This window comes from Cyclobacterium qasimii M12-11B (genome assembly GCF_000427295.1).
Classification (GTDB): Bacteria; Bacteroidota; Bacteroidia; order Cytophagales; family Cyclobacteriaceae; genus Cyclobacterium; species Cyclobacterium qasimii.
The window spans coordinates 13941-36603 of the sequence record NZ_ATNM01000139.1 but is presented as its reverse complement, the minus strand read 5'-3'; the positions used below and the strand labels follow the sequence as shown (position 1 = coordinate 36603).

At 38.6% G+C, this 22663-nt stretch carries 20 protein-coding genes and 1 pseudogene; 15 read left to right on the top strand and 6 right to left on the bottom strand.

The window, feature by feature from the left end:
- The first annotated feature begins 73 nt into the window (after positions 1-73).
- The 5 genes from ADICYQ_RS17410 to thrC all read left to right on the top strand — a co-directional run bounded on the left by ADICYQ_RS17410 (position 74) and on the right by thrC (position 6838).
- Positions 74-754: an SDR family NAD(P)-dependent oxidoreductase gene (locus tag ADICYQ_RS17410; RefSeq protein WP_020891112.1), complete on the top strand. Its 681-nt coding sequence runs from the start codon at positions 74-76 to the stop codon at positions 752-754.
- A 20-nt stretch (positions 755-774) separates the two neighbouring features.
- Entirely contained in the window at positions 775-1455 is a 681-nt protein-coding gene (locus tag ADICYQ_RS17405) for a head GIN domain-containing protein (RefSeq protein ID WP_040416915.1), read from the top strand.
- Positions 1456-2125: 670 nt separating this feature from the next.
- The gene (gene thrA / locus ADICYQ_RS17395; RefSeq protein ID WP_020891109.1) at positions 2126-4573 is read left to right on the top strand and encodes a bifunctional aspartate kinase/homoserine dehydrogenase I; all 2448 of its coding nucleotides are present in this window, start codon (positions 2126-2128) and stop codon (positions 4571-4573) included.
- A 1-nt stretch (position 4574) separates the two neighbouring features.
- Positions 4575-5519, top strand: a complete 945-nt coding sequence (locus tag ADICYQ_RS17390; RefSeq protein WP_020891108.1) for a homoserine kinase — start codon at positions 4575-4577, stop codon at positions 5517-5519.
- Positions 5520-5545: 26 nt separating this feature from the next.
- The gene (thrC, locus tag ADICYQ_RS17385; RefSeq protein ID WP_020891107.1) at positions 5546-6838 is read left to right on the top strand and encodes a threonine synthase; all 1293 of its coding nucleotides are present in this window, start codon (positions 5546-5548) and stop codon (positions 6836-6838) included.
- Here thrC and ADICYQ_RS17380 read toward each other — a convergent pair.
- Complete coding sequence (locus tag ADICYQ_RS17380) at positions 6816-7496, bottom strand: carboxypeptidase-like regulatory domain-containing protein (protein ID WP_040416908.1); 681 nt, start codon at positions 7494-7496, stop codon at positions 6816-6818. The genes thrC and ADICYQ_RS17380 overlap by 23 nt on opposite strands.
- 303 nt (positions 7497-7799) lie before the next feature.
- On the opposite strand from ADICYQ_RS17380, the gene ADICYQ_RS17375 reads away from it, so the two are divergent.
- The 5 genes from ADICYQ_RS17375 (at position 7800) to ADICYQ_RS17355 (ending at position 11990) form a co-directional block, all read left to right on the top strand.
- Positions 7800-8765: a Kelch repeat-containing protein gene (locus ADICYQ_RS17375; protein WP_040416905.1), complete on the top strand. Its 966-nt coding sequence runs from the start codon at positions 7800-7802 to the stop codon at positions 8763-8765.
- Positions 8766-8827: 62 nt separating this feature from the next.
- The gene (locus ADICYQ_RS17370) at positions 8828-9739 is read left to right on the top strand and encodes an aminotransferase class IV (RefSeq protein ID WP_020891103.1); all 912 of its coding nucleotides are present in this window, start codon (positions 8828-8830) and stop codon (positions 9737-9739) included.
- A 2-nt stretch (positions 9740-9741) separates the two neighbouring features.
- A complete protein-coding gene (locus ADICYQ_RS17365; RefSeq protein ID WP_020891102.1) occupies positions 9742-10470 on the top strand; it encodes a sulfotransferase-like domain-containing protein in 729 nt (242 codons plus the stop codon).
- A 474-nt stretch (positions 10471-10944) separates the two neighbouring features.
- On the top strand, positions 10945-11712 hold the full coding sequence (locus ADICYQ_RS17360; RefSeq protein ID WP_020891101.1) for a phosphomannomutase: 768 nt from the start codon (positions 10945-10947) through the stop codon (positions 11710-11712).
- A complete protein-coding gene (locus tag ADICYQ_RS17355; protein ID WP_020891100.1) occupies positions 11694-11990 on the top strand; it encodes a hypothetical protein in 297 nt (98 codons plus the stop codon). The genes ADICYQ_RS17360 and ADICYQ_RS17355 overlap by 19 nt, the downstream gene beginning before the upstream one ends.
- A 59-nt stretch (positions 11991-12049) precedes the next feature.
- Here ADICYQ_RS17355 and ADICYQ_RS17350 read toward each other — a convergent pair whose 3' ends face one another.
- On the bottom strand, positions 12050-12301 hold the full coding sequence (locus ADICYQ_RS17350; protein ID WP_020891099.1) for a hypothetical protein: 252 nt from the start codon (positions 12299-12301) through the stop codon (positions 12050-12052).
- Positions 12302-12607: 306 nt separating this feature from the next.
- Between ADICYQ_RS17350 and ADICYQ_RS17345 the strand changes: the two genes are divergently transcribed.
- Complete coding sequence (locus tag ADICYQ_RS17345) at positions 12608-13177, top strand: DUF1349 domain-containing protein (protein WP_020891097.1); 570 nt, start codon at positions 12608-12610, stop codon at positions 13175-13177.
- Position 13178: 1 nt separating this feature from the next.
- Here the strand turns inward: ADICYQ_RS17345 and ADICYQ_RS17340 are convergent, their stop codons facing one another.
- The 4 genes and pseudogenes from ADICYQ_RS17340 to ADICYQ_RS17325 all read right to left on the bottom strand — a co-directional run bounded on the left by ADICYQ_RS17340 (position 13179) and on the right by ADICYQ_RS17325 (position 19565).
- Entirely contained in the window at positions 13179-14564 is a 1386-nt protein-coding gene (locus tag ADICYQ_RS17340; RefSeq protein ID WP_040416961.1) for a vanadium-dependent haloperoxidase, read from the bottom strand.
- 343 nt (positions 14565-14907) lie between these two features.
- On the bottom strand, positions 14908-15807 hold the full coding sequence (locus ADICYQ_RS17335) for an ROK family protein (protein WP_040416958.1): 900 nt from the start codon (positions 15805-15807) through the stop codon (positions 14908-14910).
- A gap of 162 nt (positions 15808-15969) precedes the next feature.
- Positions 15970-18296: pseudogene (locus tag ADICYQ_RS17330) on the bottom strand (glucosamine-6-phosphate isomerase).
- A 24-nt stretch (positions 18297-18320) separates the two neighbouring features.
- Positions 18321-19565 carry an ROK family protein gene (locus tag ADICYQ_RS17325; protein WP_020891092.1) on the bottom strand — a complete coding sequence of 415 codons (1245 nt, stop codon included), beginning with the start codon at positions 19563-19565 and terminating at the stop codon, positions 18321-18323.
- Between the two features lie 375 nt (positions 19566-19940).
- Between ADICYQ_RS17325 and ADICYQ_RS17320 the strand changes: the two genes are divergently transcribed.
- From ADICYQ_RS17320 to ADICYQ_RS17310, 4 genes are all read left to right on the top strand, one after another.
- Complete coding sequence (locus tag ADICYQ_RS17320; RefSeq protein ID WP_020891090.1) at positions 19941-20933, top strand: glycosylasparaginase; 993 nt, start codon at positions 19941-19943, stop codon at positions 20931-20933.
- An 8-nt stretch (positions 20934-20941) separates the two neighbouring features.
- A complete protein-coding gene (locus ADICYQ_RS29840) occupies positions 20942-21217 on the top strand; it encodes a copper homeostasis protein CutC (RefSeq protein WP_020891089.1) in 276 nt (91 codons plus the stop codon).
- A 19-nt stretch (positions 21218-21236) separates the two neighbouring features.
- A complete protein-coding gene (locus ADICYQ_RS29835) occupies positions 21237-21695 on the top strand; it encodes a copper homeostasis protein CutC (RefSeq protein WP_020891088.1) in 459 nt (152 codons plus the stop codon).
- 470 nt (positions 21696-22165) lie between these two features.
- The gene (locus ADICYQ_RS17310; protein WP_040416903.1) at positions 22166-22597 is read left to right on the top strand and encodes a CBS domain-containing protein; all 432 of its coding nucleotides are present in this window, start codon (positions 22166-22168) and stop codon (positions 22595-22597) included.
- Positions 22598-22663: the final 66 nt, after the last annotated feature.

The following is a 22663-nucleotide window of genomic DNA, read 5'->3' as shown; positions in this document are numbered from 1 at the left end:
AATAAAGCTTACTTTTATGTTTTGTCTATTTAACTGACAAAAATACCGCATAATAACCAAACAAAATAATAGCATGAATAGAAATATTATAATCACGGGAAGTGCAGGGAATTTGGGGAGTGCAGTTGTTAGTAAATTTAAGAGGGAAGGGTTTAAAGTGATAGCTCTTATTTCACCGGGCAGTGATCATGAAGTGGAAGATGCTGATGATGTCTACCAAGTAGATGTTACAGACGAACAATCTGTGATGGATTTTAGCAAGGAATACCAAATTCAATATGGAAGCCTTGAATGCATGGCTTTATTGGTAGGTGGCTTTGCCATGGGAGGAATAGATGACACGTCTAGCAAAGACATAGAAAAAATGATTCGATTGAATTTTTTCAGTGCTTTTAATATGGTGAAACATTTTATACCATTGATGAGAAAAGCGAACAATGGTACATTTCTATTTGTAGGTGCGAAACCAGCCCTACAGCCGAATGAAGGAAAAGATGTTTTGGCATACGCTTTGAGTAAGAGCATGGTGATTGACCTGGCAGATTTTATTGCCAATGAAACAGCGAACCTAAAAGTAAGGTCTCACGTATTTGTTCCCAGTATCATCGACACTCCTCAAAATAGAGCATCCATGCCGGACGCTGACTATGGGGACTGGGTTAAAACAGATGAAATTGCTGAGGCCATGCATTATGCTGCCACCAATGCCGCCTTAAGGAATATGACCTTTAAATTGTACGGTGGCGTGAATTGATTTATTAATGATTTAGAATTATGAAAAACACTATTTTAACCCTATTCATGTTGCTATTGGTGATTGCTGTTAAGGCACAGACCACCACCGAAACAAGAGAATTAAACGCTTTTGATCAAATAGCAGTAAGTGATGCCATAGAGGTAGAACTTATCAAAGGAGAAAATCACGAAATTACCATTACTGCTTCGGGAATTGACATTAGTCAAGTAACTACCAAAATCAACAAGCGTGAATTGGAACTTGAGGTCTCTGGAAACAATCCCAAGTCCAGTTCTATCAAAGTGGTTATTACTTACGTCCAAATAAACGATATAGAAGTGTCTTCTGGCGCTAAAGTTTTTGTTAAGGATCAAATTGAAAACAAGACAATTGATTTGAAAGTTGCTAGCAATGCCTACCTGGAAGTAGACGTAAAGGCTGAGAGATTGGTTTTGGAGGCTGAAACCAATGCAAAAATGTTTGTTAAGGGAACTGCCGATAATCTTGATTACAATGCATTTACAAATGCGGAAATTGATGGAGAAGGTTTGGTAGTGAAAAATGCTGAAATCAGGACCAATACCAATGCAAGCGGAAGTTTTGAGGTTTTAGAATCGCTTAAAGGAACTGCAGCGACGAGAGGAAGAGTGAGGTATAAAGGGAATCCTAATATAATAGACGTCAAAGAAAATATTGGCGGTACGATAGAGCAATTTTAATTTTTGGAATAGCAGACTAGCAAAACAGGTTGGTTTTTATTCCAACCTGTTTTGCTAAGTTTATTTGCCTTTTACCTGGCTTGTTTCGTGAAATATTAAATGCTAGAAAAAAAGAAGTGTTTGAGAGCTGTTGATTTCCCCATATTCTTTGATAAGAACAAGCTGTAATTATAACTGTCAACTTTGCGCTGACAGCCTTTATGGGTAAGATGCAAAGGTATCCGCTAACCTTAAAACCAAAAGGAATCTTTATTCTTCAAAATTCTGTCATTTTATCCAGGCTTCAGATAGGATAAATTCACTTTTCCAAGGTAGCCAAACCTTGCAATAGGCTACCTTGGAAAAGTGATAAGGAACTTGTTTGGCAGGCAATCAGTTTTTTAATCTTAAGGTAATAAGGGATTTCTAATCTAAAAAACTTGTGATATATAAAATTTGTCATTAGAATTGTCCCTTCAAACAATCAATCATGGTTTTCGCAGTAAATAAAATTCTAAAAATTTCAATAACCGAATCTTTTCGGACATTTAACTGCAGTCTATTTTTTAGTGGCAATACCACCACAATTACAGGTATTACGGGGTAATCCCGTGCTTTCCTACATATTGCCCCTGACACAAGAGGTCTTTCACAGGCTTTTGTTAACCTTATTAACTGATAAAGAATAGCAATGAAAATATTAAAATTTGGAGGTTCATCCATCGCTGATTTGGAAAGAATTAAAAATGTTCTTTCCATTGTCAAGAAAGCATCCTTAGAAGATCGAATAGCAGTAGTGTTTTCAGCATTTGGTGGAGTAACCGAGGATTTGCTAAAATGTGCCCATCTCGCCAAGCAAAATGACTTGGATTACCAGGCACTTTTGCTCTCCATGGAAAAGCGCCACCTTCAGCTTGTAAAGCAATTAATTCCAGTAAGAAAACAATCCTCTGTTTTGACCTACGTTAAGGTCAGGTTCAATGAGCTTGAGGATTTGTATCATGGCATTTTCTTAATAAAAGAATTTTCACCTAGAACTTCTGATTATGTCGTAAGTTTTGGAGAACGTATTTCCACTTACATTATGGCGGAAGGGATGCGAGAAAATGAAATGGATACTCTTTTCGTAGATGCCAGAGAGCTTATCAGAACAAATGATCGTTTTGGGAATGCCAAAGTTATTTTCCCTACAACCAATCAATTGATCAGCGACTTTTATTCCAAAAATGCAGGCATTCTTGTCATTACTGGTTTTGTAGCGGCTACAGAAAAAGGAGAAACAACTACCATAGGAAGAAGTGGATCTGACTACACCGCCGCCATTTTTGCTGCTGCTTTAAAAGCAGATAGTCTGGAGATATGGACTGATGTGACTGGAGTAATGACGGCAGATCCAAGATTGGTCTATTCGGCGATTACTATTCCTCAATTGAGTTATAACGAAGCGATGGAGCTTTCTCATTTTGGTGCCAAGGTGGTTTTTCCAGCTACCATGCAACCAGCGATGAAGCGTAAAATTCCTGTTTATATCAAAAATACCTTTAAACCTGAAGAGGAAGGAACCCTTATTTGTGAGAAGCCGGAGAATAATAAATTAATCAAAGGTATTTCCTCTTTAAATCACATTACCCTTTTAAACGTTCAGGGTTCTGGATTAGTAGAAGTGGTAGGAGTAAGTAGCAGGGTGTTTGGTACACTAGCGAAAGCCGATGTCAATGTGGTGCTAATAAGTCAGGCATCTTCCGAACATAGCATTTGTATAGCTATCAAAAGTGAAAATGCAAACCTTGCTCGTGAGGCGTTGGAAAATGAATTTCATTATGAAATTCTTGCTGGGGAGATGGACAAGATCCAGGTTATGCCAAACATGTCTGTTATCGCTGTTGTAGGTGAAAACATGAAGCATCATCCTGGGGCAAGTGGAAGACTCTTCCAGGCCCTTGGAAGGAACAATATAAATGTGTCTGCAGTTGCTCAGGGTAGCTCAGAATTGAATATATCTGCTGTTATCAAACAGTCAGACCTTCAAAAGGGATTGAATGCTTTGCATGAGGCTTTTTTCCTTTCAGATAATAAGGTATTGCATGTATTCCTCGTCGGAGTTGGCCTGATTGGCAAAACTTTGGTAGCTATGATTCAAAATCAATTGAATAAGTTGCAAGAGGATTATATGTTGGATATTAAAATTCATGGGCTTGCGAATTCTCGTTACATGGCTTTTGATGAGGACGGGTTTGATCTTTCTTCTATTCCTGTGCCATCTAAATCAGATTTGCCCATGGATCTCAGCGTGTTTTTAAACACGATGAACAGTATGAATTTCTCCAATTCAGTATTGGTGGATTGTACAGCAAGTCAAGAAGTAGCAGATACTTACGAGAGAGTACTTTCATCGAAAGTGGCGATTGTAACCCCTAATAAGAAAGCCAATTCAAGTTCTTTGGAGAATTACAAATCTTTGAAAAAGCTTTCAGGTCAAAGAAATATTAAATTCCTCTACGAAACCAATGTAGCTGCAGGTTTACCTGTGATTAGCACCCTACAGGATTTGATTTTGAGTGGTGATAAGGTATTGAAGGTTGAAGGGGTATTAAGTGGTTCTATGAATTTCATATTCAGTGAACTGAGTAAAGGCATACCATTCAGTAAAGTAGTAGAGCAAGCCAAAGAGAAAGGGTTTACAGAACCAGATCCACGGGATGACCTAAGTGGTATGGATGTAGCAAGAAAAATCTTAATTTTAGGTAGAGAAGCAGAGCAGGATTTACATTTTGAAGATGTTTCTATTCAAAGTATGGTTCCTGACGACTGCAAGGACATAGCATCTGTAGATGCATTCCTGGAAAAACTGAAAGAACACGACGCCTACTTTAAAGGCTTGGTAGATGAAGCCAACGAAAAGGAAGAAACACTTAGGTTTATGGCTGTCTTAGAAAATGGCAAAGCCACTGTAGGATTAAAATCTGTTGACAAAAAGCATCCTTTTTATTCTTTGGAAGGGAGTGATAATATGATTTTGTTTACAACCGAAAGGTACCATGAGTTCCCTATGATCATAAGAGGTCCGGGAGCTGGAGCAGATGTGACTGCTGCAGGAGTATTCGCAGACATTATCAGGTTAGGAAATTATTCAAGGTAATATGGAGAAGCAAAAAGTTACCGCATTTGCACCCGCTACTGTAGCCAATGTTTCATGTGGCTTTGATATTTTGGGTTTTGCGATAGAAGACTTAGGGGACAAAGTAAGTGTATCACTTTCTGAAACCCCAGGAGTTAGGGTAGTGAAAATTGAAGGAGACAAAGGGAAGTTGCCCTATGAGACTGAGAAAAATACGTGTAGCGTAGCAGTCAAAGCCATGGTAGATGATCTTGGTTATACTGGAGGCTTGGAAATAGAGCTCTACAAAGGACTTCCTTTGGGGAGTGGCATGGGATCAAGTGCTGCTAGCGCAGTAGCTGCTCTTATGGCGACCAATGCCTTGTTGGGTAATCCTTACGAAAAAAAGGATTTGCTTCCATTTGGAATTGAATCTGAAAGAATTGCTTGCGGCGCAGGACATGCCGACAATATTTCCCCTTCATTGCTTGGAGGATTTGTCTTAATTCGTGAATACACGCCTTTGGATGTAATTCCATTGCACGTGCCAAGGGGTCTGTATTGTACCTTGGTTCATCCACATTTAGAATTGAATACTTCAGATTCCAGAAGTGTATTAAGAAGAAATGTAAGCTTACAGGATGCCACTACACAATCTGGTAATATTGCAGGTTTGGTAGCAGGCTTGTTTCAAGAGGACATGGCTTTAATCAGCCGATCCCTTAATGATGTGATAGCTGAACCATCCCGGTCGATCCTTATCCCGGGATATGATGAAGTAAAAGAAGGTATAATACCTGCGGGAGCTTTAGGTTGTGGTATTTCCGGTTCCGGACCAACCATGTTCATCTTGTCTCCTACTGAGGAAATCGCCTGGGAAGTAAGTAGAATTTCCCAACAGGTGTTTGATAAAATTCAATTGCCTATAGATTTATATGTATCGGCCATAAACACCCGAGGAGCATATATTATTGAAGAAGAAATTTAATTCGCTGACAAATCTGTCACTTTCTAATGAAATACTACAGTACCAACAATCCGAATCATAAAGTAGATTTAAAAGAGGCCGTAATTAAAGGGCTGGCTCCTGATCAAGGGCTTTACATGCCTGAAAAAATCCCGGTATTAGCTGAGGAGTTTTATGCTACTTTACATACGCTAACTTTTAAGGAAATTGGTTATAAGGTTATAGGTGCTTTGTTTTCGGAAGATTTATCCGATGAGCAAATCAAAACCCTTGTAGACCATACCTTGGATTTTGACGCACCATTGGTGGCGGTAGAAAAGGATGTCTTTGCACTTGAGCTTTTCCATGGTCCTACATTGGCCTTTAAGGATTTCGGGGCAAGGTTCTGTTCAAAATTGATGAGCATGCTTCAAGATAAGCATGGGATTAAGGTTTTGGTTGCCACCTCTGGAGATACTGGAAGTGCTGTGGCCAATGGCTTTTTGGATGTAGAAGGTGTGGAAGTTGTGATCTTGTACCCTTCGGGAAAAGTGAGCGAGCTGCAGGAGAAACAGTTTACCACCCTGGGTAAAAACATTAAAGCCATTGAAATAAATGGTGTTTTTGATGATTGCCAGAAATTGGTGAAGGAAGCATTTCTGGATCCTGAATTAAACAGTAAGTTGTTACTTACTTCAGCCAACTCGATTAATATTGCGCGCTGGATTCCCCAGTGTTTGTATTATTTTTACGCTTATTCAAGACTGCCAAAAGAAAATAAAAAATTGGTATTCTCTGTCCCTAGTGGGAACTTTGGTAACCTCGCTGCAGGTATTCTGGCAGAGAGAATGGGTTTGCCAATTGATATGTTTATCGCAGCCACCAATGTCAACAAGGTGGTTCCTGACTTTTTAAATGGATCCGCATTTCTACCGAAACCATCGAAGCAAACCATAAGCAATAGCATGGACGTTGGGAATCCGAGTAATTTTTTCCGATTACTAGCCTTATTCGGTGGGGATGAAGATAAGCTTAAAGAAAAAGTAAAAGGCTGTTACTATTCAGATGAAAGCACCAAGGAGGCGATGGTAGAAGTGAAACAAGAGACAGGGTATACAATGGATCCTCACGGAGCTGTGGCTTATCTTGGCTTGAAAGCTTTTATGAAAGAGTATCCTTCTGCCTATCAAGGAATATTTTTGGAAACAGCCCATCCAGGTAAATTCAGAAATACAGTGGAGGAAGCGCTTGGTGAGAAATTAATATTGCCGGAAAGACTGGCTGCTTTTATGCAAGGAGAAAAGCAAGTGGATACCATGGAAAACGATTACCTTCAATTCAGAGAATATTTATTGAAGTAATTAATCGCTTATTCAAAGTACTTTTGAAAAGTCCCTTTTTTACGCATGTAAGGATACAAAGGGAGGGGTTTCGTATTGAGGACCCTCGCTTTGGTGGGAAGACTACGTCTTTTTTTAATTTTTTGATTAACCCAAGTATACCCATTGAAGGGTTGCTGGAGAATAGCACGGTAGCGCCATTGTCGCTTAAGCTCGATAGCAGTTTGTCATAGCTGTTCATGTCGTATTGATAACCCAAATGATGAATATTCTTTATGAAATCCAGGTTGCTCTTTAGTAGCTCTTGCTGAGTGTGGTTAGCAGGGGTCGCTGTAATAATATGCTGTTTAAAGGTCTGCTCATTTGGTAAAGCTTTGACGATAACCTCCTCCAATGCTACAGATGAAGGAGTGAGTGTAATTATTACTGGTACGTCTGTATCACTTTCGGTAAGGTAGGTTGTTTTATCGTACCCTATGTGTGATATCTGGAGAAGAGTGCCTTCTTTTACCCAAATTGAAAATTCGCCCATTTCATTACTTATGGTTTTGTTTTCTGACCAGTAAAGGTGTGCGTTTGCTATGGGAAGCATGGTGCTGCCATCTAATAGCTTGCCCCGAAGTTCAAAATATTCATTTTTCACATTTAGGGGAATGAATAGGTTTGATGTAAAAAGCATGGAGATAAGGTAAATTAGGGACATGTCGTACTATGGGTTATCAGGGAAAGATCTGATGAATATAGAGTTGTTAATTCAGTGTTAATAGTGATTAACGCTTGTTAACTTACTTTTTAACAAAATATAAGATTGGTTAATTTTGTTAACAGTGTTGATTATTTGTTTTATGTATTTTCAATAACTTTTTTTATTAGCCCAAAGGATTAATTTTTATAGAATTACAAAAGGCTGATTTAAATTTGTAATTTTAGGTACCAATTAAATTCATGGGAAACCAACCTTTTAACCTGAATAGAAACAGATATGGTAAAGATATTTTTGACATTCGCACTAGCCATTTTTGGGGCTGGTATTCAAGCCCAGACTTGGGAGACGCTTGACCCTCAAACCACCTGTACAAATCGCCATGAGTGTTCTGGCGCTGCCTTTGACGGTAAGTTTTATCTAATGGGAGGAAGGGGAGATAAACCGGTTGAGGTTTTTGATCCTGTCATTGGAAACTGGACAAAATTAGGAAACGCACCTTTTGAAATGCATCATTTTCAAGCGGTAACTTATAAAAATAATATTTATGTAATAGGTGCATTCACTGGAGGGTACCCTCATGAAACCCCTGTTTCAAATGTCTATATATACAACCCTTTAAGAGATTCCTGGACAAAGAGTCATGAAATCCCTGAGGATAGAAGGAGAGGGGCTGCTGGTTTGGTAGTTCATAACGATAAATTTTACCTTTTGGGTGGAGCTCAAGATGGACATTGGGCAGACAACAGGGATTACCTGGATGAATATGACCCGCATACCGGTGAGTGGAAAACGCTTGCTCCTATGCCAAGACTGAGAGATCATTTCCAGGCAGTAGTGGTAGATGATAAGTTGTATGCCGTTGGAGGCAGGCGTTCTTTTGCTAAAGAAGGACATGGTTTTGAGTTGACCTATCCAGAATTGGACGTATATGATTTTAAAACCGGTGTGTGGACTACCTTATCAGATCACCCATTGCCAACAGAAAGGGCTGGAAGCACCACCATTCCCTATAAAGAAGGTTTCTTGGTCATAGGCGGCGAAAGTGATGTGCAAGTTAAAGCACACAGTGAAGTAGAATACTATCACCCTGAAAATGGCTGGAGTTTACTGAATCACTTGAACAGGGGAAGGCATGGGTTTCCTGCGGTGGTGATCAATGATGATTTTTACCTGGCAGCAGGTTGTGGCAATAGAGGAGGCAATCCCGAGTTGAATAGCATAGAAAAACTTGTCATTAAATAACCAGCTGACATTGTTGTTGCAGTGATTGCTAAGTATTAACCGGTCAATTTAAATTATCCCTCATGGTAAAAGGAACACATCAGGCATTGCATGATGCCAGGAATGAGACGGTCAAAATCTTCATTAATGGTGAATTTTTTGTTCGGGAAGAAGCGAAAATATCCGTTTTTGATAGTGGCTACTTGGTTGGTGACGGTGTTTGGGAAGCTTTTAGGGTGCACGGTGGAAAGCTTTTATTTATAGATCAGCACCTGGACCGACTGTGGCAATCTGCAAAAGTTATTGGAATTAAGCTTCCCTTTTCTCGTGAAGAACTGATAAAGAACATTCACAATACCCTTGAAGTTAACGGTATGAAAGATCATGTTCATGTTCGGGCTATGATTACCAGGGGTATTAAAAAAACACCGTCTCAAGATCCACGGCTTACCATTTCTGGGCCAAATCTGGTAATTATTGCAGAATACAAAGAAGCAGATGGGGAAAGCAAAAACCAGGGAATTAGCCTTTTTACTAGTGCCATACGAAGAGGATCTCCAGATTACCTGGATCCCAGGCTAAATTGCCACAGTAAGCTTCATGAGGTTCAAGCTTTGATCCAGGCCATTGAGGCAGGTGCTGATGAAGCACTTATGCTGGATATCAATGGCTTTGTCTCTACTTGTAATGCGACGAACTTTTTTATGGTAAAAGGAGATGAAGTATGGACCTCTACAGGTGCCTACTGTATGAATGGCATTACACGAGGAAATGTGATAAAAGTTTGTGCTCAAAATGGAATCGTTTGTCATCAAAAAAACTTCTCCTTATTTGATGTTTATGGTGCCGATGAAGCCTTTGTCACCGGAACTTTTGGAGGGCTAACACCAGTGGTAAAGATAGACGGAAAACCCATCGGTAATGGAGGCAGCGGGCCTGTTACTACCAGTCTGCGTCAATTGTATGAAGGCTTGGTAGCGCAACAATTAAAATAATAATGGAAGCCAAAAATAGGAGAAGGATATTCCTTTGGTCCGGACCCCGGAATATTTCAACAGCCTTAATGTATAGTTTTGCTCAACGAAACGATACAGTTGTAGCTGATGAACCATTGTATGGGCATTACCTTAGCCATTCATCTGCCAAACCATTTCATCCCGGTGCAGATGAAATTCTCTCAAAAATGGAAACAGATGGGGAGAAGGTTGTTGAAGGAATGTTGGGGCCACAGCAAAAGCCTGTTGCCTTCTTTAAAAACATGAGCCACCATTTAATACAGCTTGACTGGCAATTCATGCAAGCTGGAGCCAATATTATTTTGACCCGAAATCCTGAAGAAATGTTGCTGTCTTTTTCCAAAGTGATTGACAAGCCAGGCATGGAAGATGTTGGCTATGCCATGCAATTGAAGTTGGTAGAATATTTACAAACCATGAACTTGCCTTTTGTGGTGCTTGATGCCAAAAAGGTCTTGATGGATCCGGAAGGTCAGTTACGGAAGTTATGTGATTTTTTAGGTGTCCCTTTTGAGAAAAGAATGCTAAGTTGGAGCAAGGGGCCTATACCAGAAGATGGCCTGTGGGCAAAATTTTGGTACAAAAATGTGCATCTGTCCACTGGGTTTCAGCCTTACGAGAAGAAGGAAATAGTCTTCCCTGAGCATTTGCTTCCATTGCTGGGTGAGTGTCAACCCATTTATGAAAGATTGGTAAAGCATGCGCTTTAATTAGATTTTCGGGATACCGGTATTATGGAATAATGGAGGTTTAATTGAGACAACTTACGATAAGAGTGCTGTATTTACTTTAATGCTTTCCTATTTTACGATTCAAGTCCTCCACATTTTGATGTTGAGGTGTTAAATTTTCCTGCAGCCCTAATTTTCTGATAATTGGATTCTTAGAACTAATCCTTTTGGATTTGTACGTTAAAAATATTAAATCTTTTAAGAAGGGTTGATTATGGATAATTTGGAGATTTTTTTAAAAGATTCATTAAAATACCGGAAAATAAATTGTGTTAAATAAGAATATTTTAGAAACGTTGGGTTGCTTTCTTGCTTTGTCGTGTATTAAAACATAATTTTGATACTTATTCCTTCCGCCTGGGATTTTGAGAGATAAATAGAAATTCTCCGGGCTAGCATATCAATAGTTTATACAAATTAGGTACATCTTACAAAATTGAAATAAGTATACAAATGGAAAACGACCAGCCTGTAGAAGTAAATATTACGCCCAAGGGGTTAATCTATTTGCCAGAGACTGCAAAAGGGTTAAAATTTGTCTCTGAAAGTGAAGTTGAAACCTTGTTCTATACTCCAGACGATAGCCCTATTGAAAATCTTAATTATAAGTTTTTATTACCGGCATTAGACAAAATCAAGGGGCAAGATTATGATTATGTTCTAGGTTTCGACCCAGATCTAAGCAGAACAGTAATTGGTTACCCAAATGCTGAAGGTAGATTTTTGGTTTTCAATGCACACCAACAAGCTGCGATTTTCACCCACACGTTTTTAGCGGGAAATTCTTTCCCATCTATGGACGAAGAAAAGACCAAGTTGGTAATCAAAGGGGTGGTCCTTTCACAGCAAATTGACAAGATAGTTACTAAAAACAATGGCGCCTATAAGGAGTCGCATGCAGGTTACGAAGACTTGAAAGAAAGAATCCTTACCATGGAAGAAGGATTTGAAGCTTACCTGGCCTTTGATGAGCGTAATCATGTTATCCTTGATCTTGAAAAAGATAAAAACATTGAATTGCAGATTTCCTTGCTTGAAGAATTGTTGAAAGATTTGAAAGGTAAAGAAAAAAGTCTTTACGATTTTCACGTTGATCTACAGATCAGGTACAAATTATATGGAGAGAAAACCTTCAATATTACTTCAGAAGGGGAAAATAAAAAATATTTGACAGGTTCCGTAACAAACCACCTTCCGATGCCATGCATGAAGAGTTGGTAAGTGTTTCTGATTACAAAAAACAGTTGTTTTTCAACAAGCTTACAGGAAGAAAAAGCGAACCTGAATTGAGGCAATTGGACATGGTTCAGTTAGACTATAGCAGTGGACTTAAGATTAGTGCTGAACTTACCGAAGGAGGAACTAAACTCTTTTTGCACCTAAGTGACTATACAGATTGCTACAATAAGGATTCATTTGCTTCTGCTAGAAAAGGAATCAATGACCGCCTTTTGAAAATAGTAGTTTCTTTAGGTAAGATGGTGATAGACGTTAACTAAATCTAATTTCACCGATTCCATAAAAAACTAGCTGACTTTGATGATAATCATTTAAGAGTTTATTGTTGGCAAACAAAATAAAAAAGAGCACAAAAACTGGGGTTTCCCTCAGTTTTTGTGCTCTTTTTTAACTTTTTCCTCTTGTTTTTTCCGTCCTCATCGTCAGGATATTCATCTTTTCTGGGTGGACGGGGACCTTCACCAGAAGTTCCTGGGGTAGATCGATTGGTACCTTTATCTACATCATCTCTTTTTTTACCAAAAAAAAGAGGGTTTTGTAAACTTATTATGGATGACTGGTTTAAATTCATGGCTTTGCTGTTAAATGTAATTATCGAATTGGCTAAAATCATGCCATTTTATGAAGGTTGTCCCAAAGTATTGGATGGGAAACCTTCCCCGATGCATCATCAAAAATGGAAATTAGTTTGAAATTATTCCCCTAACCCAATTAATTATTAGCAAAAATAGGAAGGATCAATTTTTAATGAATAATTTGAACTCTCGAAAAGAAGTGCTAAAATTTTTGGCGAGGCAAGGCGTCTTTTTAACCAATAAAAAGCACTTCTGCTATTTGTAGAATAAAGTAAACAAGAAAACAATAAGCCACATCATTTATGATACATATCGAAGGACGTGAATTCAATTGGATGAACCCACCTCATTCCTGGTCAGAAGACATTGGGAAGCTGCACTTAAAGACAGACTCAGAAACAGACTTCTGGCGAAAAACCCATTATGGTTTTATTAGTGAAACCGGTCATTTTTTGCATACGGACCAATCTGGAGATTTTGAACTTTTACTTCAATTCTCAGGAAAATATACTGACTTGTATGACCAGGCGGGCTTAATGCTTTTTCTTGATAAGGAGAACTGGATTAAAGCAGGAATTGAATATGTAGATGGCGTTCAAAATGCCAGTGCCGTCGTTACACGAGATTGTTCAGATTGGTCTGTAGCAACAATTGAGGGTATGCCTGAGACCTTTTATATCAAAGCGAAGCGTGGAAAAGATTATGTAGAGGTAAGTTTCAGTTTGGATGGTTCTTCCTTCCAGCTTCTAAGGCAAGCTTATTTTCCGCCATCACCTTCATTACAAATCGGCTTTATGGCTGCTTCTCCTAAAGGAGCTGGGTTTGAGGTCAGCTTTGATCATTTTGAGATTAAAGAAATGAATCAGGAATAGGCTATTTTACAGGTTTTTGGGAATCCTCAATTAAGCGGTTTTGGTGTGAATTTGTTCTCTCCAAAATATAATTGGCGATTTTTTCTCCTTGTTGCATTCCTACTTCTATGGCATCTCTGAAATGGATGCCTCCATATAACCTTGAAATTGCGGCTTCATTCGATGCCTTTAGAAAGGAATCGAATGCTCGCTCTGGAAGGCCAAAGAATACCTCTGAGGTATCTATAAAATTAAAATTTTCCCCAAAATAGGAAGTAAGCAAAACTGCAGAAGTTTTTGAGATCACACTATGGCCACTGGTATATTCAGGAAAGGGAGGGGTTTGTAGTATAGGGCGCCATGCTTCGTCTATAAGCTGGTTTATAGCTGTAAGGGGTCTTATCCTGTCACTTCTATACTTCTCATCCCAGCAGCTTATAAAAGCATCATGAAGCCCCATGGCTACGAGGGTGTGGATGTATAGGCTTTCCTCAAAACCCAATCCTGCTTTCTGACTTGCAATGCCAGTAATTCCTATCCAATGACCACCAGGAGAGATTTTCTTAAGCCCTATGGCCATGTGCCCACTATAGGACACATTAAAAGGGTTGCAGTCCCAAAAATTAGCGATAAGTTTTTGTTCTTCTGTTAATTGTGAAGTGACTTCATAAATTTCAGTCAATTGGGTAAAAAAGGAACTGTTTTTATCTTCTGAATATTCAGCAGGAGGAGGTGGGCTAAAAGAAGGAAGGTTTTCCAAAAAGAAGGGACGGATCGTTCGCCACTCCGGATCTATAGCCGCCATGTAAGCAGGAGGCGTAGGGTACCATTTCCCTTGTCCTTTTGTAGGACTGTAGCGTTTGAGGGTGCTAAGTTGTCGGTAGCCATCCTCCGTGGCGTAATCCAATATTACAGCTGCAATTTTTTCTGCATAACGGATACTTCGTTTTAATGCTTTTTTTCTAATTAGCTTCTCTTTTGAATATTCGCTTATTAGGGTTTCTTGAGCAGTAGTCAGTTTTTTACCGGAAGGCATTATGTTTTTGCCTACCTCAAGCATTGCATAAGTACTGGCAAAAGCCAGATTTACACCTTCTCTTTCAAGGGTAAAGTTTGGATCTAGCTTGTCAAAAGGGCTTTGGAGCTGTTGAAATAAAGGGACTTCATTAAAATTTTCAGTATCACTGTACACAAGGTAAGCAGCCATAAGGGAATAAGCATAAAACCTAGCAGCTCCAGGAGGGCTTGTAACGTCTGTCACCATTATATCTGTAATGGAAAAAAGATGTTCAATCAGCTTGTCTCGAGCAAAAAACTCCTTTTCGGAAGGGAGTGCTTGAGCAAAAAGGTTACTGGCTAATAATACAAAAAAGATAGTAAGGATAAATGGGTTTTTGCCTTTTGACATATTGGTCATAGATGTGTCTCTAAATATATTCAAAAATAGGCTAAAGCTCAATAACAGAAGCCCTAATCTGAATAGAAAAGTCATCTCTAAGTGAAGATTGTGTCTAGGCACGAATATCCAGCCGAATTTTCGATTTGGTTTTTAGAATAAGAAAAACGGTTGAGTAGCAAAGCAATTGCAAATGGCGCTCAGTTAACACCAGGATTTGACTAGGTCAAGCAGATAAGATTCTGCTTAGATTACTCCTCAATAAGAAAAGAATGAAAGCTATACCATTTTCTCTAGTCGATTCTTAACAATGCTCCTGTTAACAGTCATTTATTTTAGCCCAGGTTTATCTTTTTTAAACCAGGGGATTTGAGACATTAATGCTCTCATCACTATTTAACAAATACTTGTTTTCCTCTACTAGCGAGATGGCACCCAATATCGCTGAATCATTTGATGAAGAAACATAGACTTTTAGGTCTCCAGAAATGGGTAGGTAGGGAAATGCATCAATTACTTCCTGAACTCCTTTTTCAAAATAAGGAAAGGCTTTTCTAATAGAACCACCAATCACAATGGCCTCAGGTGCAAAAGTTAGCAATAACCTGTAAATCAAGGCTCCTATATGTTTTCCGAATTCATAAAAGATAGCAATGGCTTCTTCATCCCCAGCACTTGCTCTTACAGAGAGCTTCTTAGCACTTGTCTTGTACCTCTCTTTAAAAAATTTACTTCCACAATAGTCTTCAAAGGTACCATCCAGGTAAGGGATTGCTCCCCATTCGCCAGCACCACATAGCCTACCTGTGTACAGATGACCATTGGCAATTATTCCAGTACCAATGCCAGTACCGAGTGTAATACCTATGACATGTTTATGGATCCTGGCCGCACCAAATTTATATTCCCCCAAAGCGAAGCAATTTGCATCGTTATTGATGGCAACTGGAATTCCGAATCTTTCTTCTAAATATTCCTTAAGATTTACATTATGGAAAGAAGGAATATTGGCTAAATTATAAATAATCCCATGAATAGGATCAACTAATCCTGGGATACCTATGCCTATGGCTTTTAAATTGAAATGTTCATAAGCAGCAATTTGTTGAGAGATAGTTTCTAGGATTTCTTCCTTAGGAGCATTTGCAGGCGTTTTTATTTCCATGCTCTCTATTAAGCCTCCATTGCTAAATAACCCTGAACTAATTTTTGTACCCCCTATATCCAATCCAAGAACCATATTGTTACCTTTCATTTTACTCCCAAATTTCAGGTTGTCCCTGATTAACTTTAATGTATCCATACCAAATGCCTGGATATTACTTTTCTGGCGATCTGCCTGCCTGAGGCATGGTGAAATATCAAGTTCCCCTATGATGATTTTACCACAGGGGAACTTGATAAATAATTTATTTAATTACAGCATGCCTTCTGTAGACTTCTCTAACTCTCTTGCCTCAATCAAGAAATCCTCAACTTCCATTTCTCTGAAAAAGATTAGGCCGTGGCTTGATCTTACCTTAGCAGATTGATGCTGGTAGAAATAGTTTTTACCAAGTAGAAGTTGAACATCACTAAGCTGATCTACCCAAGTATTCTTGGCTAGAGTACTAAATTTCCCATTATGGGCGTAGCTTGGGAATGAAGCATTTACCTGACTCATATAACAGTTTGAGAACGAATCTTCCATTACGGACATGTCTCCTAAAGAAACAGGTACAATTACATTTGATTCAGCTGCATCAAATTTAAACCATACATTTCTGTAGCCTATTACTTTGAAATTACTCAGGTCTTCTTCCAAGCTCCACTGCCTTATAGCTTCTGCCGTTGCTTGTAATACTTTATAATGCGTATCAGGGCCACTGCCTTCGGGATCTAATGTCAAACTAAGTTTTGTAGGCTTAATTTCTCTTAGCATATTTAGGATAGGTTCTACATCCCTTTTCTTATCCGGTTGCTCGGTGAAAATATCACCTGTGTAGAATCCTAGTCTAAGGTGGTGTACATTTTTTACCTGAACTCCGAAATGAGCCCATACAAGTTCTTCTTCAAACTCCCTGATCATTCCTTTCAAGGTTTGAATGTTCTTAGGGTTCTTTTCACCATCATAAGAATTCTTAAGAACGGTGATGATTTCATTTATTTGCTCTCTAAGCTGTAAAGTAGACTTGATACCGAAGGTAAAGACGATAGCCCTTACCAATCTATGGCAAAGTCCTCTAAGCCTTTCTTCAGCGTTGTCAGAGGCAACATTTGTCAAGTAATGATACACATCCTTGTCCATCTTTAACTTGTAGCCAGAGGAATAGAAATCTTCAAATTTAACCATTTGAATTCTTCCATTGTCCAGAAACTTTTTGGCACTCCTAAGCGTCTCTATAACAAAAGTGTTTGTTACAGCTGTAAATCCAGATGTAAGTACAGCAAAGTGAGCTTCATTGCTGTTTTCGTGTAGCTGTTTGGTGATTTGAGGCAATATTCCCAACGAAATATCATCATGGTGAGGTCCTGTATGAAGGAATACTTCATTTTTCTCCTCACTCATTCCTCTGTCTATCTTGTCACTGATACTTTTGATTACATTTTTTACAGTATTCTCGTTCAGTCCAGGGATCTGACTGGTGTATTTGTCCTCTTTGAGATCTTCAAGGGTGATTCTATGACCATATCTTTGTAGTTTCTTACATAGGTCTAAAACGGCACGCTCTGTTTTAGTGTCGTTCCATTCTCCTGTGAAGTAGTATTGGTCAGTACTGTCTGTTAATTTTGACGCAGCCCCTTTGGTGATAAAGAACCTTCCGTTCTTTAATTTCTGCAATACAGTGGCAGGGTACACATTGGTCATAGATAATTCCAATGATTGCTTCACTATTCCAGCCTTGGCTTCTCCTGCAGCGATGATAATAGCAACAGCATCCGGGTTATGAACAATTGTATCCAAACCTATTGTAATGACAAGACGATTGGCAGATATTTCTATACCCCCTAAATCACCTGCCGCAACGGCTTGCGTTTCAAAGTTTGTTTCTGTAAGCCTGGTTGTCGAAAAAATGTCCGAGCCACGTGTGTTGAATGCAATATGACCATCTGGACCTATTCCACCTACGAAGAAACCTATGCCACCTTTTTCACGAATTTTTGCTTCGTACTGTCCACACCATTGGTCGATCAGATAGATGGAATCTTGTTGTAATTTTTCTTGAGGAGTTTTATACTCTCTAAACCTCAAAGTCAAATCCACTTTAGAATCTGGGAAAACTTCTTTATAGCTTTTTCCCTCAGACAGTGTTATTTCATCACAATTTATAAGAAGGGCTTTTTGTGGATCCAGGCCAAAACCTTCAATATAAAATTTGTTAACATAATGATGGAAACTGTTGTTTTGCGCAGATGAAATCGGATAGAATTCATCAATTTGAACAAAATGAAGATCTTTTAATACAGGCTTACTGCAGTCAATTAACCCATATTTTTTCTAATATCAAGACCTTTCTTTTCTTCCCAATTCTCAAGAAGGAATTTTGTCCATTTGATAAAATACTCAGGTGTTTTTCCAGTAGGTAAACTGATTACTCCTTCAGGGTTTGTGGAAACCCATTCCAAGAAGCGGCAGGCCGTAAGTAAACCTAGCTTAGGGAAATTGTCAACCGCCAAATAAGGGATTTTGGTGGTGATTTTTTCAATATCAGAATCTCTAAAGAAAGCCTCTTCAGTCTTCGAAAGTGGATAATTCGCTAACATATGCTTGTATCTAATTTGTTTAATCTATTGTGAATTTATGGTGTCCTCAAATATATGCTCATTAACTATGGCGATGGCGCCTTTAAGCCCTACTTCCATACCTAATTGAGAAAGTTCTATTGAAGTTTTTTCTCTTAATTTGGCCATGCTATAAATATTCAATGCCTGCTGAATAGGTGTGGTAATGTATTGCTTGGCTTCTGCAATGGCTCCACCTAAAATAATCAATTCGGGATTTAACAGCTGAATTAAAATGGCAATACCCCTACCTAAATCTAAACCTACATCTGACAAAATACTAATGGCACGTTGATCTCCTGCTATTGCGGCTTCCACCACGGTAGAAGGTTCAAGGTTCTCTTCCTTGCCATCAGCCAGTTTGGCCAGAATAGAGTCCTTATCCAGTAATATCGCTTCCTTGGCCAGTCTCACTACTGCTCCACCTGAAGCTACTGCCTCCAAGCACCCTCTTTTGCCACAAGTGCAACTTATTTCCTTTGCGTCAAATAATGGGGAATGGCTAAACTCACCAGCAAAGCCTGAATAACCTCTATACAGCTTTTCATCTATAATGATTCCAAGACCTATGCCCCAATCAACAAAAATGCCCATTACATTTTTGTTTGTTCCTTTATTTGCAAACTTAAACTCAGCAAGCGTTTTTGCCCTTGCATCGTTCTCAATAAAAACTTTTCTACCAAACTTATCCTCCAATTGCTCTCTTAAAGTCTTTTTGCCAGACTTCAAGTAAGTATGGTTTACGCCTGAAACACTGTCTACCAATCCTGGCATGCTAATGCCGACGGCTATTACTTTTTCTTCAGGAATTCCAGATGAATTTATGATTTTCATTGAAAAATCATAAATGGCATCCAAAGTTTCCAATTCATTGTTCAGGGATAATTTGATAGAACTTATTTTGCTAACTTTTTCATTCTTAGTGTTATAAATGGCAGCCTTTGCGCCAAACTTATTCAAATCAATGCCCAAAATATAGAAGGAATCTGGTGCAAGTCCGTACAGGTCAGGTTTTCTTCCTCCCTGGGATTGACCCCTCCCTTCTTTAATTATTATCTGCTCGTCTAATAAATCTGATAATAAAAGATTGACTGTTGGTAAACTAATACCCACCAATTGACATATATTGCTAGCAGTATTGTTACCAAGAGTGTATAACTCCTTAACGATTTTAAGTTTATTGATATAGTTCTTAATTTCAACTACACCTTCCTTCTTATCCAGTACTATCTTCGGGTCTATTAAATTCATGGGATAAACTTTGATGCAAAATAATAAAATTTTAATTAATTAAGGCAACTTATTTAAAAAAATCTACATTTTCAAATAAGATCGTGTTAAAGTTGGTGGTGACCTTTTTTCTTTATTTCTCAAGATAATGTGAGGAATAGACCTTTAACTTTGTATTTGGGGTTTATTGAATTTCAAATTATTTATAAATTAACTAAAGCCAAGCTATTTTTTGAAAAAAAAATAATCATGTTTGTTTCCTCGCTTTTTAATCCTGATTATGCACTAAGGTTTTTGTTTGTCTGAGCGGATCTTTTTCAGGAGTTCCATACCTTACCACTGGCATTGCTGTAGCCTCTTTAATTTCGAGTTAACATAAGAATTGAAAATTATTGTATGAAAAGTAGAAGGAGTTTTATTCAAAAATCATTGCTCTCCTCCCTGATGCTTGCACCATTTTCAAGCAAGGTGTCAGGGATAGGCATTAGTAAGAATACCTTTAATGGGCAGCGGGTTTCTCAACCACAGGTAATTTCAACTTGGAACCATGGTATGGCAGCTAATGACAAGGCCTGGGAAATTTTATCAGCTGATGGGAACATCCTGGATGCGGTTGAGGAAGGAGTGAAAGTGACAGAGGTTGACAAAAACGTATTTTCTGTAGGACTCAATGGTATTCCAGATAGAGAGGGTATCGTGACCTTGGATGCCTCAATAATGAAAGGAGATGGTTCCTGTGGTGCTGTGGCTTTTTTAAGGCAAATAAAACATCCTATAACCCTTGCTAGGATGGTGATGGAGAAAACCCCACACGTATTGTTGGTGGGAGAAGGTGCCAGACAGTTTGCAATTCAGGAAGGAATGCAACTTGAAGAAGAGGTGCTAAGTCCAAATGCGAGCAAAGCTTATGAGAATTGGAAAATAAACGCTAAATATAAACCGATTATAAATGTAGAAAATCATGATACAATCGGTATGATTGGAATTGATGCTACAGGGGAAATGGCAGGGTCTTGCACCACAAGTGGGCTAGGCTACAAAATGCATGGCAGGGTAGGTGATAGTCCAATTATTGGTGCGGGGCTTTTCGTGGATGGAGAAGTTGGTGCTGCTACTGCTACGGGTTTGGGAGAAGAGGTGATTCGCATATGTGGCGCATTTCTTATTGTGGAATTGATGCGGCAAGGCAGGACTCCCCAAGAGGCATGTGAGGAAGCGGTGAAACGTGCAATAGCTAAAAGTAAGGATTTGAAAAATACACAAATAGGATTTTTAGCAATAAATAAGGAGGGAGATTTTGGTGCATTTTCCATCCAACCTGGATTTAACTACGCGCATCACCATAAGGCTAAGCAGTCGCTTGTTGATTCAAATAGCTGGTTTAAATAATTATTGCAATGAAGAAGAAAGATATATTATTAGAATCTCCAGTTTACACTTTAGAGGCGGCTATGCTTGCTGTTGAAAATGGTGCTGACCGCCTGGAGCTCTGTGCTGATTTTGGGGAAGGTGGTACCACGCCAAGTTTAGGTTTATTAAAAGTGCTAAAAAGCAAAGCCACAGTACCTATGTTTGTGATGATTAGGCCTAGGGGTGGAGATTTCGTCTATAGTAAATCTGAACTTGAGATCATGAAAGAAGACATCAAAGCTTTTTTTAGAGCATGGTGCTGATGGATTTGTTTTTGGGGTTTTGAATAAGGAAGGAAAAGTAAATACCTCTGATTGTGAGCATTTAATTCAAGTTGCAGGAGGTAAACCCTGTACTTTTCACAGGGCTTTTGATCTTGTTCTAGATAAAACTACTGCCTTAGAGGAGATTATAGCATTAGGTTTCAAAAGAATACTAACCTCTGGTGGTGAAAATAGTGTTGAGGAGGGATTGTCTGTTTTGCTTGAATTACTCGATAAGGCAAAAGAAAGAATAATTATCCTACCAGGAGGAGGGTTAAAATTGCAAGACATTACACAATTGAGCAAGGATGGAAAATTGAAAGAAATTCATGTCTCCTGTAAAAAGTTTCGCCCTTCTTCCATGCAGGGTTCAATTGAACATTTAAAGCTTTCTCAAGTGGAAGAAACCGAAGGAATGGTACTGACGATGGATCCTGAGTTAATGAAAGAGGTTGTTGGCTTCCTTAGAGCGCTTTAATCAAAAACCGAAATGAATAGAAAACATTAACATTTTACTATTGTAGACTTTTTCAATAGAATACTTACTTTGGAGGGAGTAGCCATGGCCTTAATTCCCAATTTTTTTCACTTCTTTGATCAGGGCTTGTACAATTGATTTTGCCGTGAGAATGGTGATTTAAAAACACAATCTCTAGCTAGGAAGAGTATTAGACCTATTGAGATTGAGGGTTTGAAATAGGGAGTATTTCCCCATTTTAAATTGCATTTGTGAAAAATAGAATGGGGACTTCCTACTTTAGATAAAGCACGAGATAATGCTCGTGGCTTTCCAATTTTCCTGTGTTGAAATTTTCGTTTAAGTTTAATTTTATTTTAGTAACAAGCTGTTTTGTAGTGTAATTATTTGTTTTTATGGGATTTAAATGATATATTAAACCTTCAATAAACCCTATAAAAACATGGTAAAAAAGTTTCCAGGGGGTAAGAATGGCCCCGACAAAAAAAAGCGACCAACCATTTCTGGTCCAGGATTTCATGACAGCGAATTTAATTACTTTCAGGCCGGAGGATACAATTGATCATGTGATCACTGTTCTTACCAGAAAGAGAATTTCAGGTGCCCCTGTAGTAGATGACAATGGGAGGCTAGTGGGGATGATTTCAGAGGGAGACTGCCTTAAAGAAATAATTAAAGGTCAGTATACCAACACCCCAAAATTTCCAGCTGCTGTATCCGAGCACATGACAACGCAGGTATTTACCTTACCACCTGACATATCAATATTTGATGCTGCGGATAGGTTTTTGACGATGAAAATAAGAAGATTTCCGGTAGTCAAAGATGATAAAATAATAGGTCAAATAAGTGTTAGTGATATTGTAAGGGCAATGCCCAAGTTAAAGGCTTCTACCTGGTAGGAAAAGCGGCTGTTATCGAACTAAAAATTTAACTTAGTATAAATTAACATTAACTAACCCTTCCTC